Annotated in this window: 14 protein-coding genes; 10 read left to right on the top strand and 4 right to left on the bottom strand. The window is 73.7% G+C overall.

Annotation, left to right across the window (positions count from 1 at the left end; all coding sequences use genetic code 11):
• Positions 1 to 66: 66 nt before the first annotated feature.
• Genes ABME01_RS00455 through ABME01_RS00465 form a run of 3 tightly spaced genes read right to left on the bottom strand, consistent with a single transcriptional unit; the run spans position 67 to position 3,235 of the window.
• Positions 67 to 318 carry a hypothetical protein gene (locus ABME01_RS00455; RefSeq protein ID WP_353826371.1) on the bottom strand — a complete coding sequence of 84 codons (252 nt, stop codon included), beginning with the start codon at positions 316 to 318 and terminating at the stop codon, positions 67 to 69.
• The gene (locus tag ABME01_RS00460) at positions 315 to 2,624 is read right to left on the bottom strand and encodes a PEP/pyruvate-binding domain-containing protein (RefSeq protein WP_353826372.1); all 2,310 of its coding nucleotides are present in this window, start codon (positions 2,622 to 2,624) and stop codon (positions 315 to 317) included. Before ABME01_RS00460 ends, ABME01_RS00455 begins: the two co-directional genes overlap by 4 nt.
• Positions 2,621 to 3,235, bottom strand: coding sequence for a TetR/AcrR family transcriptional regulator (locus tag ABME01_RS00465; RefSeq protein ID WP_353826373.1), 615 nt, complete (start codon positions 3,233 to 3,235; stop codon positions 2,621 to 2,623). Before ABME01_RS00465 ends, ABME01_RS00460 begins: the two co-directional genes overlap by 4 nt.
• Positions 3,236 to 3,286: 51 nt before the next feature.
• On the opposite strand from ABME01_RS00465, the gene ABME01_RS00470 reads away from it, so the two are divergent.
• Positions 3,287 to 4,102: a hypothetical protein gene (locus tag ABME01_RS00470; protein ID WP_353826374.1), complete on the top strand. Its 816-nt coding sequence runs from the start codon at positions 3,287 to 3,289 to the stop codon at positions 4,100 to 4,102.
• A gap of 24 nt (positions 4,103 to 4,126) precedes the next feature.
• On the opposite strand, the gene lpdA is transcribed toward ABME01_RS00470, so the two are convergent.
• On the bottom strand, positions 4,127 to 5,527 hold the full coding sequence (gene lpdA / locus ABME01_RS00475; protein WP_353826375.1) for a dihydrolipoyl dehydrogenase: 1,401 nt from the start codon (positions 5,525 to 5,527) through the stop codon (positions 4,127 to 4,129).
• 130 nt (positions 5,528 to 5,657) lie between these two features.
• On the opposite strand from lpdA, the gene ABME01_RS00480 reads away from it, so the two are divergent.
• From ABME01_RS00480 to ABME01_RS00520, 9 genes are all read left to right on the top strand, one after another.
• Entirely contained in the window at positions 5,658 to 6,674 is a 1,017-nt protein-coding gene (locus tag ABME01_RS00480) for a DMT family transporter (protein ID WP_353826376.1), read from the top strand.
• Positions 6,675 to 6,717: 43 nt separating this feature from the next.
• Complete coding sequence (locus ABME01_RS00485) at positions 6,718 to 8,148, top strand: amidase (RefSeq protein ID WP_353826377.1); 1,431 nt, start codon at positions 6,718 to 6,720, stop codon at positions 8,146 to 8,148.
• Between the two features lie 85 nt (positions 8,149 to 8,233).
• Positions 8,234 to 8,443: a heavy-metal-associated domain-containing protein gene (locus ABME01_RS00490; protein WP_353826378.1), complete on the top strand. Its 210-nt coding sequence runs from the start codon at positions 8,234 to 8,236 to the stop codon at positions 8,441 to 8,443.
• A gap of 4 nt (positions 8,444 to 8,447) precedes the next feature.
• Positions 8,448 to 10,751 (top strand): heavy metal translocating P-type ATPase, encoded by a 2,304-nt coding sequence (locus tag ABME01_RS00495; protein ID WP_353826379.1) that lies wholly within the window; start codon positions 8,448 to 8,450, stop codon positions 10,749 to 10,751.
• Between the two features lie 44 nt (positions 10,752 to 10,795).
• Positions 10,796 to 11,155, top strand: a complete 360-nt coding sequence (locus tag ABME01_RS00500; RefSeq protein WP_353826380.1) for a chorismate mutase — start codon at positions 10,796 to 10,798, stop codon at positions 11,153 to 11,155.
• On the top strand, positions 11,152 to 12,120 hold the full coding sequence (locus ABME01_RS00505) for an SDR family NAD(P)-dependent oxidoreductase (RefSeq protein WP_353826382.1): 969 nt from the start codon (positions 11,152 to 11,154) through the stop codon (positions 12,118 to 12,120). Before ABME01_RS00500 ends, ABME01_RS00505 begins: the two co-directional genes overlap by 4 nt.
• 38 nt (positions 12,121 to 12,158) lie before the next feature.
• A complete protein-coding gene (locus tag ABME01_RS00510) occupies positions 12,159 to 12,323 on the top strand; it encodes a hypothetical protein (RefSeq protein WP_353826383.1) in 165 nt (54 codons plus the stop codon).
• A 17-nt stretch (positions 12,324 to 12,340) separates the two neighbouring features.
• On the top strand, positions 12,341 to 12,760 hold the full coding sequence (locus tag ABME01_RS00515) for a pilus assembly protein CpaE (protein WP_353826384.1): 420 nt from the start codon (positions 12,341 to 12,343) through the stop codon (positions 12,758 to 12,760).
• A gap of 164 nt (positions 12,761 to 12,924) precedes the next feature.
• The gene (locus tag ABME01_RS00520; RefSeq protein ID WP_353826385.1) at positions 12,925 to 13,470 is read left to right on the top strand and encodes a hypothetical protein; all 546 of its coding nucleotides are present in this window, start codon (positions 12,925 to 12,927) and stop codon (positions 13,468 to 13,470) included.
• The last annotated feature ends 35 nt before the right edge of the window (positions 13,471 to 13,505 follow it).

The raw sequence follows: 13,505 nt of genomic DNA on the forward strand, positions 1-13,505 counted from the left end.
ATCCGCCCCCGTTGCGCTGCGTCCGCGTGCTCGAGCGCGGGGTCGTGGCGACGGCGTGGCGCGTGCTCAGCGCGCGCGGCGACGGCGGGCGAGACCCGCCCACAGCAGGGCGATCCCGCCGATCGCCACGATCGGGCCGATGACGGCCCACATCGTGACCCCGGACATCACCGAACCGGGCAGGATCCCGACGCCCTGGAGGGCCCAGACGGTGCCGGCGACGGCCAGCACCGCGCCGACGATGATCATGAGCAGGTTCATCGAACCGTCCTCTCCATGCCGGTGCCGCAGCACCGGGTCGGCTGACAGGTCGATCATGTCGCATCCTCGACGCGGATGGTGCCCGCGACGCCGTCGACGGTGACGATCTCGCCCTCGGCGAGGCGCCGGGTCGCATCCCCGGTTCCCATGACCGCCGGCAGCCCGAACTCGCGCGCGAGGATGGCGGCGTGCGACAGGATGCCGCCGGTGTCGGTGACGAGCGCGCCGGCGATGGTGAACAGCGGCGACCAGGCCGGATTCGCGACGGGCGCGACGATGACGTCGCCCGGGCCCACCCGGCGGAAGTCGCCCTCGCCCGTGACGATGCGCACGGCCCCTCGGTGCACCCCGGCGGACGCGCCGACCCCGCTCACGCCGTCGCCGGCCGTTCGGGCCTGCGTGTCGTTCCGGGTGATCCAGCGCATCGCCTCGGTGACCTCGCGCGCGGCCGGCGGCGCTCCGCGGAGGCTGGGCGGCGGGGTCGGCGGTGGGCCGTGGAACGGGCGTGCGGGGTGCGTGCGGGCCCATCGATGCTCGGCCCGTCGACGCCTCGCGACCCGAGAGACCTCCGCGTCCCCCAGGAGGGCACCTCGTGCCTCATCGGTGAACAGGAACACGACGTCTGCGGCCCGCTCGAGCGCACCTCGGGCGTGGAGTCGTGCGCCCATCTCGAGGGCGACGCGCCGCCAGAGTCCGAGTGGGAGGTCGATGGTCCACAGCAGGTTCGCGTCGCGGACGGCGTACGCGCGACGAAGGTCGGCGAGGAGCTCGCGGTACCTTGCCCCGCGTCGCCCGGGTGGAGCGGCGCGATCCAGCCGATCCGCCGCCTCGCTCGCGAACTCGCGTCGCGACGTCTCCCGCGTCGCATCGGCGCGCAGGAGCCGGCCCATCGTGGCGACGAGCAGGTGCGGGGTCTCGTCGAGGGACGGCTCGAGGATGTCGAGCGCCGGCGTGCGCAGGCCGTAGACATCGAGGTACGCCTCGATCGCCGCGCCGAGACGCGCGTCGGCGGTCAGGTCCGCCAGTTCGGGGAGGCCGCCGTCGAAGCGGGCACGCAGTTCCGGTGCCTCGCGGATCGCTTCGACGACCGGCATCAGGTCGTCGACCTGGGTCCGGGTGCCGGGCGACAGTCCCGCCAGGCGTCGAGCGGTCTCCTCGTCGCTCCAGCCGAGGTGCTGCCCGCAGAAGCGGACGAACCGGTGCACGGCCAGCGCATGCGGGACGAAGAGGCGGAAATGGATGACGGCGAGCTCAGCCCCGAGCTCGTTCCGTGCGTCGAGCTCGTCGACCAGCTCCATGTCGGAAAGGTCGGACAGGTCGATCGCTCGATGCCGCGTGATGCGCTCCCGGATCGACGTGTGCCACTCCCGGTGCCAGCGCTCCACGTACTGGCGGTCCAGTCTCGTCGCGCGGGCGCGCGCCGCAGCGGCGGCACGGCGCCGAACGTCGGTGCCGGGAGCCAGCGGGACCGGTTGCATGTACATGCGCCATCCGATGGGCCGGGCACGGATGCCGCTCAGCAGGACGCCGAACTCGGAGAAGGCGATGGGGAGCGCGTGCTCGACCCACCGCGCGGTCTCGCTCCCCATCGGCGACACCGGCTCCGGGAAGTGACCTCCGTCCAGCAGCCACGTGCTCCCGTCGTCGGCGGAGCGGGGTTCGGACGCGGCCGGGTCCGAGACGGCGATCGGCCTCGCCTGGAGCAGGACGACCTTCCCGCCTTCGAGCGCCCACTCCACGTCCTGCGGCGCGCCCGCGTGCTCGGCGGCGTGCGCCGCGCTTCGCGCGATGGCGCGCGCGTCGTCCGCCCCGAGGGCGCGGGGGTCGTCGGTGTGGCACTCGGCCCCATCGGGGCCGACCGTCCAGCGTTCGGGTTCGGCGCTCCCGCCCGTGACCCGGTCGCCGAGACCGCGGGTCGCCTCGATCACGGTGATGCGCGGGTCGCCGGTGAGAGGGTCGGCCGTGTAGGCGACCCCGGCGGCGGCGGCGGCGACCATCGGCTGGATCAGCACCGGGATGGGCGTGCCGGCGGGCGACGAGCGTCGGACGCGCGCGACGGCGTCGGCGAGCTCAGCGTCGGCGACGTGGAGCAGCGTCAGGAACCGTCCGGCGGCGGACCCCTCGTCGAGGTCCTCCGCCTCGGCTGATGAGCGAACCGCCCACGCGTGGCCATCCCCGCTCGCGCTGCGCAGCTCGGCCGCCAGCGCGGCATCCGGCGCACTCGACGTGGCGGGCACCACCCAGCCCGGGGGAACCTCCATCCCGCCGCGTCGGAGCGCGGCGAGGGTCGCCGCCTTCTGGCCGACCACGCGCCGATCCGTGGCTCGAGGGTCGTCGAGCGGGATCGTGCGCGCGGAGGTCATCGCGCCGCGCTCCCGTCGGGGCCGCCTGGAGGGGCGACGGCGGCGAGCCGGGAGGCGATGGCGCGAAGGGTGCCCTGGATCGTGGTCGTGGCGTGTTCCGGGGAGAGCCCGAAGTCGGTGCGGAAGGCGATGTAGGTCATCGTGGATCCGAGCTGGCGGAAGATCGCGAACTCCTCGCGGAGTTCGTCGGGAGGCAGCATCGGGAACTCGCGGCGGAAGAGCCCGAACTCGTGGTCGAATCGGCCGGCGGGTTCGCCCTCGCGTGGTCGATACAGGTCGGAGGCGAGGACCGCGCCGAGCACCTGCCGCAGCATCCGGAAATTCGCCTCGGCCTCCGCGAACCGCGTGGCGAGCGAGTCGATCCATCCGTCGAGGCTCGTGAACGGGGATGCCGGCCCCGATGGCGTCGCGAACACCTTGCGGACGGCGGCGGTGATGAGCAGTTCCTCGCGCGACGGGAAGTGGCGGTAGACCGTTCGGTGCGTGAGCCCCGCACGGTCGGCGACGGCCTGCACCGAGAAGTCCGTGCCGGCTCGTTCCACGAGCAACTCGTGCGCGGCCTCGAGGATGGCGCTCCGGGTGGCATCCAGGTGTCGGTCTCTTGTCGTCATGTCATAGTTATGCTATCCATGTCATAACTGTGACACAAGGTGGTGGGGCACATGTCGACGCATCAGGACTCCGGACCCGGAACGGTCGACGAACGTGGTCGGGTCCGGACCCGGTCGATCGTGTTCCGGCTCGCGTGGGGGCTGCTCGCCGCGTCCGCGTTCGGCATGGCGCTCAGCATGGTCACGCTGTGGGTGGTCGTGGGGGCGCAGGGTTCCGAGCTGACGCTGGTCACCCTCATCGGGCTCAGCCTCTACGGTGCGGCGGTGCTCGTGTCCCCGTATCGTCGGCGTCTCCGATGGGCGTGGGTGCTCACGTGGCTGCTTCCGATCGGCTTCGCCGCGGTCGGACTGCTCCTCCCGCGTCGCGAGGTCGGCGTCTGGTACCTGGTCGTCGCCGCGGGACTCGCGATCGCGCAGGCGGTCGCCTGGTCCGGGTTCCGCGACGGACGGTCCGCGACGGTCCGCGCCGACGCCCGGTCCGTGTCGGCGGCACGCCGGATCCCGTTCCTCGCGGCACTGGCCATCCTCACGGTCGTCGCCGCGGCCGGCGTGCTCAACGCCATCGTCGGCTACTTCTTCTACGCCGGCGACGTCGGCCTGGCGTTCCTGCTCTTCGGCGCGACCGGGGTCTACGCGGTGACGGTGCTGCTCACCGGATACGCTCGCGCCGAGACGTGGGCGTGGGTCGCCACCTGGATCCTCGTCGGCATGCTCGTCGCGGTGTCGCCCTTCGCCTCATCGGGTGCGGGACCGTACTACCTCGGTGCCGGCGTGCTGCTCGCGGCCTGTCAGGTCGCTGCGGTCGGCCGATTCGCGTTCGCCCGTCGGGAGCAGGTCGCCGCCGCCGTCGTGGGCGCGGAGCGCTGAGGACGGCGGCGACCTGGGTGCGGGTCACATGTTGATCATGTGCCCCGTGAGGCCGTGGAACGCCTCCTGCAGCGCCTCCGAGAGCGTCGGGTGCGTGTGCACGTTGCGGGCGAGCTCGAGCGCGCCGAGGTCCCACTTCTGGGCGAGCGTGAGCTCGGGCAGCAGCTCCGAGGCGTCGGGGCCGATGAGGTGGCCGCCGAGCAGCTCGTAGTGGGTCTTGTCGGCCACGAGCTTCACGAAGCCGACCGGGTCGCCGAGGCCGTTCGCCTTGCCGTTCGCGGTGAACGGGAACTTGGCCGTGATGACGTCGTAGCCCTCGTCGCGCGCCTGCTGCTCGGTGAGGCCGAACGAGGCGACCTGCGGCGAGCAGAACGTGGCGCGGGGCATCATCCGGTAGTCGCCGAGTTCCATCGTCTCGGCGTCGGCGATGGTCTCGGCCGCGACGACGCCCTGCGCCTCGGCGACGTGCGCGAGCATGAGCTTCGCGGTCGCGTCGCCGATGGCGTGGATGTGGGGCACGTTGGTGCGCATGCGCTCGTCGATCGCGATGGCGCCGCGCTCGGTGAGCTGCACGCCCGTGGCGTCGAGGCCGAAGCCCTCGACGTTCGGGGCGAACCCGACGGCCATCAGCACCTTGTCGACCTCGAGCGAGCCCGGCTGCCCGTCGGCGCCGGTGTAGCTGACGGTGACCTTCGTTCCCTGGTCGCTGACCGACTCGACCTTCGTCGAGGTCAGGATCGGGATGCCGAGGTTGCGGTACTGGCGGGTGATCTCCTTCGAGACCTCGGCGTCCTCGTTCGGCAGGGCGCGGTCGAGGAACTCGATGACCGTCACCTCCACGCCGTAGTTCCGCAGGACGTAGGCGAACTCCATGCCGATGGCGCCGGCGCCGACGATGGCGATCGAGCCGGGGAGGTCGCGGGTGAGGATCTGCGTCTCGTAGGTGACGACGTTGTCGGAGAGCTCGACGCCGGGCAGCAGGCGCACCTTGGAGCCGGTCGCGATGATCGCGTGGTCGAAGGTCAGGGACTCGATCGTTCCGTCGCCCTTGGCCACGTCGATGCCGTTCGGGCCGGTGAACGAGCCGCGCCCGTCGAACTCGGTGATCCCGTTCTTCTTCATGAGGAAGTGCACGCCCTTGACGTGCTTCTCGGAGACCTGGCGGCTGCGGTCGTACGCGGCGCCGAAGTCGAACTGCACGTCGCCGGAGATGCCGAAGGTCTTGCCCTGCGCGTGGAAGATGTGGGCGAGCTCGGCGTTGCGCAGCAGCGCCTTCGAGGGGATGCAGCCGACGTTGAGGCACACGCCGCCCCAGTACTTCTCCTCGATGACGGCGACCTTCAGGCCGAGCTGGGCGGCGCGGATGGCGGCCACGTAGCCGCCCGGTCCCGCGCCGAGGACGATGACGTCGAAGTGGGTGGTCATGGCGCAAGCCTAGGCGGGCGGGCGCCGATCGGCACCGGGTCCGCTGCGGCACTGCCATCCTTCGGCGGGTTCCGGACACCGCGTTCCGCACCCCTCGCGGCCGGGTCGCGGCGGCCGTACCGTAGCCGCCGTGACCATCCCCTCCGAGTCCGCGCCGTCGAGCGAGACCGCCCCCGCGGGTGCTGCCGCGGGGGTCGTCGCGGCCCCCGTCGCACGCCGTCGGGCGGGCCTGCGCACGTGGGCCCAGTTCCTCGCGGCCGGCCTCGTCTGGGGTGCGAGCTTCCTGTTCATGACCGTCGCGCTCGGCGGTGTCTCGTTCACCCAGGTCGCCTGGACCCGAACGGTGCTCGGGGGCCTGACGCTCGGGCTCGTGCTGCTCGCGGTCCGGCCGAGGGTCGGGGGCGGGCCGGTGCTGCCGCGCGACCCGATCGTCTGGCTGCACTTCCTCGTCATCGGCACGGTCGGCTGCGTCATCCCGTTCCTGCTGTTCTCGTGGGCGCAGCAGAGCGTGACCTCGACGCTCACGAGCATCCTGAACGCCACGACGCCGATCATGACGGCGCTCATCGCGACGCTCGCGTTCCGCGTCGAGCGGCTCGACGCGTCGCGCTGGCTCGGCGTCGTCGTCGGCATCGTGGGCGTCGTCGTGATCATCGCGCCGTGGCGCTCCGAGCTCGCGGGGAGCCTCGCCGGCCAGCTGGCCTGCCTCGGTGCGACCGCATGCTACGGCGTGATGTTCGGCTACACGAAGCGGTTCCTGAGCGGCCGGCCGATCGCGCAGACGACGTTCGCGTTCCTGCAGGTCGGCATGGGCGCCGCGGTCATGCTGGTGCTCACGCCGTTCCTCGCGGCCGGACCCGTCTCGCTCGACCTGCCGATCGTGGCGAGCCTGGTGACGCTGGGCGTCCTCGGCACGGGCCTGGCGTACGTGTGGAACATCGGCGTGATCCGCGACTGGGGTCCGACGAACGCCTCGACCGTCACCTACGTGACCCCGGTGGTCGGCGTCGCGCTCGGCGTGCTCGTGCTGCGCGAGCCGCTCTCGTGGAACGAGCCGCTCGGCGCGCTCGTCGTGATGGTCGGCATCCTGCTCGCCCAGGGCCGGGTGCGGATGCCGCGTCCCCGAGTCCGCGACGCCGCCGACTGATCCCATCCGGTGCGCTCCGGGCGCGATGTGCTTGGGTGGGCTCGTGACGAGCTCCCCGATCCTCGGGCGCGACCCGATCGATGCGACCGCCTCGGCGGCCGACCTCGCCGCCGCCTACCGCGACGGCCGGACCACGCCGGTCGAGGTCGCCGACGACGCCCTCGCCCGCCTGGCCCGGTTCGAGCCGGTGGTGAACGCGTTCTCGGACCACGACCCCGCTCAGGTGCGACGGGATGCCGCGGCGAGCGCGGAGCGGTTCCGCCGCGGTGCCCCGCTCGGTCCGCTCGACGGGGTGCCGGTGACGGTCAAGGAGAACATGACGCGTGCCGGCGTGACTGCCCGGTCGGGTTCCGCCGCGACGGAGCCGGTCGTGCCCGACGTCGACTCGCCGATCCCGGCGCGGCTGGTCGAGGCCGGAGCCGTGATCCTCGGCTCGACCACGATGCCCGACTGGGGCATGCTCTCGTCCGGGGTCTCGAGCCTGCACGGCGTGACGCGCAGCCCGCTCGACGCGTCGCTCACGGTCGGCGGGTCGAGTGCGGGTGCCGGCGCGGCGGCCGCGGCGGGGCTCGGCCCCATCCACCTCGGCACCGACATCGGGGGCTCCGTGCGGTTCCCGGCGGCGTGGCTGGGCCTCGCCGCCCTCAAGCCGAGCGCGGGCCGCGTGCCGGTCGATCCGCCCTACCTCGGACGGGCCGGTGGTCCGATCGCGCGGCGGGTCGCCGACCTGGCGGCGGCGATGGCCGCGGTCTGCCGCCCGGACGTGCGCGACCACACGTCGCTCCCGTACGAGGCGATCGACTGGGCGGACCTCGAGGTCGACGTGCGGGGCCTGCGCATCGCGCTCCAGCTGGATGCGGGCGCGGGGATGCCGGTGGATGCGGAGATCGCCGCCGTCGTCGGTGCGGCGGCCGAGCGGTTCGCCGCGGCGGGTGCCGACATCGTCGAGCTCGCCCCGTTCATGGACGATCGGCTGCTCGCCCAGGTCGACCGCTTCTGGCGGATCCGGTTCCGTCGCACGTTCGACGAACTCGCACCCGAGGCCCGCGCACGCGTGCTGCCCTACATCGCGCGCTGGGTCGCGCCGGGCGGCGCGCTGTCCGGCACCGACGCGCTCGCCGCGTACGACGACATCGGCGAGCTGCGTCACCGCACGGTGCTCGCGACCGCGGGATTCGACGCGGTGCTCTCGCCCGTGGCGCCGATGGCGGCCTTCCCCGCCGAGTGGCCGATGCCGTGGGGGGAGGACGACCTCGGGATGGCGCACATCGCCTTCACCGTGCCGTACAACATGTCGGGCCAGCCGGCCGCGAGCGTGAACGCGGGCACGACCGCCGACGGGCGGGCGATCGCGCTGCAGGTCGCAGGTCCGCGGTTCGCCGACCGCGAGGTGCTCGCGCTGGCCGCGTGGTGGGAGCGCGAACGGCCGGCCGGGGCCGAGGTGCCGGACGTGCCCGACGGCCCGCTTGCCTAGTACCCCCAGGGGGTATATTGTTCAGGAAGTCGGTACCCCGCTGGGGTACTCTCGCATCGACCTGATCCAGACGAGGAGCACCCCCATGACGCAGCGCGAATACCAGGTGACGGGCATGACCTGCGGGCACTGCGAGCGCTCCGTGCGCGAGGAGGTCGAGCAGCTCGCGGGCGTCGGCGACATCCGCGTCTCGGCCGCCGACGGCACGCTCGCGCTCTCCGCGCCCGCCGACTTCGACGACGCCGCCGTGATCGCCGCGGTCGACGAGGCGGGCTACGTCGCGGTGCGGGCCTGACCGCATGACCGAGCTCGTGCCACCCGCCGCCGGCGAACGCGTCGTCGACCTCGAGATCGGCGGCATGACCTGCGCGTCGTGCGCGATGCGGATCGAGAAGAGGCTCAACCGGCTCGACGGCGTCACCGCCACCGTGAACTACGCGACCGAGACGGCGCACGTCACCGCACCGGACGCGATGGACTCGGCCGAGCTCGTCGCCACCGTCGAGGCGGCCGGCTATCGCGCCGAGCTCCCGCCGCCGCCCGCCCGGGTGCCGGCGTCGGACGACGCGGCGTCGGACGGGGCCGCGGTGGAGGGCCGCGGCCGGTCGCGTGCCGACGCCGAGCTCCGATCGCTGCGCACCCGGCTGATCGGCTCGATCGTGCTCTCGGTCCCCGTGATCCTCCTCGCGATGATCCCGGCGCTCCAGTTCACCTCCTGGCAGTGGGCCTCGCTCGCGCTCGCGGCGCCGGTCGCGACGTGGGCGGCCTGGCCGTTCCACCGTGCCGCGCTCGTGAACCTCCGTCACGGCGCGGCCACCATGGACACGCTCGTCTCGCTCGGCGTCGCGGCCGCGTTCGGCTGGTCGCTGTACGCCCTGTTCCTCGGCACCGCCGGGATGCCCGGCATGGTGCACGGTTTCGAGCTCACGGTCGCCCGCGGCGACGGCGCGGCGAACCTCTACCTGGAGGTCGCGGCGGGCGTGACCATGTTCGTGCTCCTCGGCCGATACCTCGAGAAGCGCTCGAAGCGTGCGGCGGGCGCGGCCCTGCGCGGGCTGCTCGAGCTCGGCGCCAAGGACGTCGCGGTGCTCCGGGACGGCATCGAGACCCGGATCCCGGTCGACCGACTCGTCGTCGGCGACGTGTTCGTGGTCCGTCCCGGCGAGAAGCTCGCGACGGACGGCGAGGTCGTCGACGGTCGCAGCGCCGTGGACGCCTCGCTGGTCACCGGCGAGTCGGTGCCGGTCGAGGTCGAGGTCGGCGACGCCGTGATCGGGGCGACGGTCAACGTCGGCGGGCGGCTGGTCGTGCGGGCGACGCGCATCGGCGCCGACACGCAGCTCGCCCAGATGGCCGCCCTCGTCGAGGCCGCGCAGTCCGGGAAGGCCGAGGTGCAGCGGCTGGCCGATCGCGTCGCCGCCGTGTTCGTGCCCATCGTCCTGGCCATCGCGGCCGGCACGCTGGTGACATGGCTCGCGACCGGGTCCCCCGCGACGGCGGCCTTCACCGCCGCGGTCGCCGTGCTCGTCATCGCGTGCCCCTGCGCGCTCGGGCTCGCGACCCCGACCGCGCTCCTCGTCGGCACCGGGCGCGCGGCGCAGCTCGGCGTGCTCATCACCGGCCCGGAGGTGCTCGAGTCGACCCGTCGCGTCGACACGATCGTGCTCGACAAGACCGGCACCGTGACCACCGGGCGGATGTCGCTGGTCGGCGTGCGGCCCGCCGACGGCGTGGACGAGACCGAGCTCCTCCGGGTCGCCGGGGCGCTCGAGCACGCGTCGGAGCATCCGGTGGCCCGGGCGATCGCGGATGGCGCGGCCGCTCGGATCGGTGCGCTGCCCGCCCCGGAGTCCTTCGAGAACGTGCCGGGGCTCGGCGTGCGGGGCCGGGTCGAGGGGCGCGTCGTGCTCGTCGGTCGGCCCGCGATGCTCGCCGGCCGGGCCGTCGAGCCCGACGCGGGCGTGGCGGCCTTCGTCGCGGAGGCAGAGCAGGCCGGCCGCTCCGTGGTCGTCGTCGCCTGGGATGGTCGGGTCCGCGGCGCGCTCGGCGTCGCCGACGCCGTGAAGCCCACGAGCGCCGATGCGGTCGCGCGGCTGCGCCGGCTCGGACTCGACCCGGTCCTGCTCACGGGCGACCACGAGACCGTCGCGCGCCGCGTGGCCGACGAGGTCGGCATCGACCGCGTGGTCGCGGAGGTGCTCCCGGCCGACAAGGTCGCGGTGGTCGCGCGCCTGCAGGGCGAGGGGCGCACCGTCGCCATGGTCGGCGACGGGGTGAACGACGCCGCCGCGCTCGCGCAGGCCGACCTCGGCATCGCGATGGGCACCGGCAGCGACGTCGCCATCGCGGCCGCCGACCTCACGCTCGTGCGCGGCGACCTCCTCGCCGCCGTCGACGCGATCCGCCTGTCGCGGCGCACGCTCGGCACCATCCGGGGGAACCTGTTCTGGGCGTTCGCGTACAACGTGGCGGCGATCCCGCTCGCCGCGCTCGGACTGCTGAACCCGATGCTCGCCGGTGCGGCGATGGCGTTCTCGAGCGTGTTCGTCGTCGGCAACAGCCTGCGGCTGCGCACGTTCCGCCCGTCGGCGCCCGGGTCGTGACGCCGGCGGTCGGCACGGCCGCCCGCGTCGCCTAGGGTCGAAGCATGACCGCCGCGACCCCCGACCGCGACCCCGCCGCGTCCGGCTCCGACGACGTCGACGAGCGCGACGCCGCGATCGCCGAGCTGCTCGGCATCCGCTCCAGCATCGACAACATCGACGCGGCGCTCATCCACCTCCTCGCCGAACGGTTCAAGTTCACCCAGCAGGTGGGTCGGCTGAAGGCCCGCCACGGGCTGCCGCCGAGCGATCCCGACCGCGAGCGGCGCCAGATCGCGCGACTCCGGTCGCTCGCGGAAGACGCGCACCTCGATCCCGCCTTCGCCGAGAAGTGGTTCAACTTCGTCGTCGCCGAGGTCATCCGCCACCACGAGGAGCTCGCCGACGGGTCGGAGCGCGCGTGAGCTGGTATCCCACGGCCGTGCCGCCCCAGGACGGACGCGAGGTGCTCGTGACGGGCGCGAACGCCGGGCTCGGCTTCTTCACGTCGGCGCGCCTCGCCCGCGCGGGCGCCCGCGTGACGCTCTCCGGTCGCAACCCCGAGCGCCTCGCGGCCGCCGTCGCCGCGATCCGGGAGCGGGTGCCGCGCGCGGCCGTCGACACCCTCGTCATCGACACCGCCTCGCTCGACTCCGTGCGCGCGGGCGTGGACCGGCTGCTCGATCGGGCACCGTTGGACGCGGTCGTGCTGAACGCGGGGATGGTGCACACGCCGTCGCGACGCGAGGAGTCCGTCGACGGGAACGAGCTCGTGCTCGCGACGAACGTGCTCGGCCACTTCGCGCTGCTCGAGGGGATCCTGCCGGACCTGGCGCGGTCCGCCCGGGTGGTGACGCTCGGCTCGCTGTCGATGCGGCTCTCGACGTACCGCGTCGACGACCTGCAGCTCACCCGGTCGTACGACGCGTGGCGTGCGTACGCCCAGTCGAAGATCGCGGCGACGTCGCTCGCGTTCGAGCTCGACCGGCGGCTGCGCCGTGCCGCGACGGACGCTGCCGAGGCCGTCGGGGCGGCGTCCGCGACGCCCCGCGTGCACAGCATCGTCGCGCACCCCGGCTACTCGATCTCGGGGCGGACGCCTCGCGTGCCGGGGGTGAACGAGCCCGGGCGCGCCGACCGCTTCGCGGACGCGCTGCAGGCGGCGTGGGCGCAGGGCAAGCACCGCGGGGCCGAGCCGATCGTGCACGCGGTCACGGCCGACGACGTCGAGGGCGGCCAGTACTGGGGCCCGCGCGGCCTCGTCAAGGGACCACCCGCGCTCGCCGGCACGACCCGCACGAGCCGCGATGCGCGGATCGGCGCCCGCACCTGGGCCGCGGCCGAGGAGGCGACGGCGCGCGTCTTCGAGATCCCGGCCGGTCGACCATGATCCGCGACGCGATGTCGCGATGGTGGTCGCGTCCGGGCGTGCGGATCCGGATCGCCCGAGTCGTCGTCGTGATCGGCGTGGTGCTGGGCCTCTTCGGCGTGTTGAGCGGACGCTACGGGTTTCTCTTCGCCGGCATCATCATCGTCGGGCTCGGCGCGGGGATGGGCCCGGCCCGCATCCGCAAGCGGCGCGAGGAGCGGTGACCGCGTAGCGTGGCCGCATGATCAGCAGGGACCTCGCCCAGCAGCTGCGCGACGCCGGCCTCGCCTGGCATCCGCAGTCGGGCGATCGCTTCCAGCTCGACCTGCCGAGCAACGTCGAGGCCGAGGCGGAGGCCGACACCTTCACGGTCAGCGAGATGACGATCGAGACGCACGAGCACGGCACGGGCACGATCCTCGGCTTCAACGGCACGACCGAGTGGGCGCTCGACTCGGTCGCGCTCGGCGACGCGATCTGGCTGCCGCGCGAGGACCAGCTGCGCGAGCTGCTCCGCGCGACCTTCCGCGCGCTGCGGCGGCTGCCCGACGCGTTCGAGGTCGAGATCGAGGTCGGCGGCGAGCGCCTCGCGTTCGAGCACCCGGATGCCGCCGAGGCCTACGGCCTCGCACTGCTCGCCCTCATCGCGCGCACCCGCTGAGCGTCGCCCGCTGCCCACCCGTGCCTCCACCCACGTGGCGCCGGGCGTCGAGTGTCCAGCCGATGCCGGGTACCCGCTCGGTCGAGCGGCACTTCATGGACACTCGGCGTCCCGGTGCGGGTGTGACGCGGTGCGCCCGGCCCGGCGTGCGTAGGCTCGGGCACGTGGATGATGCGGATGCCGCGGCGGCGGTCGAGCGGGCACGCGAGGCCGTCGCACGGGCCGTGCAGGCGCTCGGCGCGGCATCCGCCCGCACCGAGACCCTCGCCGAGTTCGTCCCCGGCCGGCGCGTGCTCGGCGTGCCCCGTGCGCCGCGCATGCACGTCGTCGGCCCGGTCTGGCGGCTCGGCGTGCTGCTGCTCGACGCCGAGGGCGGCCTGTTCGCGACGGGCCGCGTCGTGCGTGCCGAGCGGGCGGTCCGCAAGAGCATCACCGCCGAGTCGGTCGCCGAGCATCGCGCGTACCGGGCCGCCGCGATCAAGGGCGGCGTCCCGGAGGGCGCGACGGTCGTCTTCGACGCCGAGCCGCTGCCGCTCGACGCGGCCGCACTCGCCGCAGGCGAGGGGCCGCTGCGACTCGTGCGGGGCGAGGACGGCACGCCGGTCGTCGGGGTGCGCTGGAACCCGGCGTTCGCCGACGCGATGCTGCCGCTCGACGCCTACCTCGCGGAACGCGTCGACCTGCTCGTGCATCCGCCGCAGGGCGCCTGAGATCGGTCAGGCCGGTCGGTCCGGTCGGTCGTCGA

The sequence above is a fragment of the Agromyces litoreus genome (assembly GCF_040496015.1).
Taxonomy (GTDB): domain Bacteria; phylum Actinomycetota; class Actinomycetes; order Actinomycetales; family Microbacteriaceae; genus Agromyces; species Agromyces litoreus.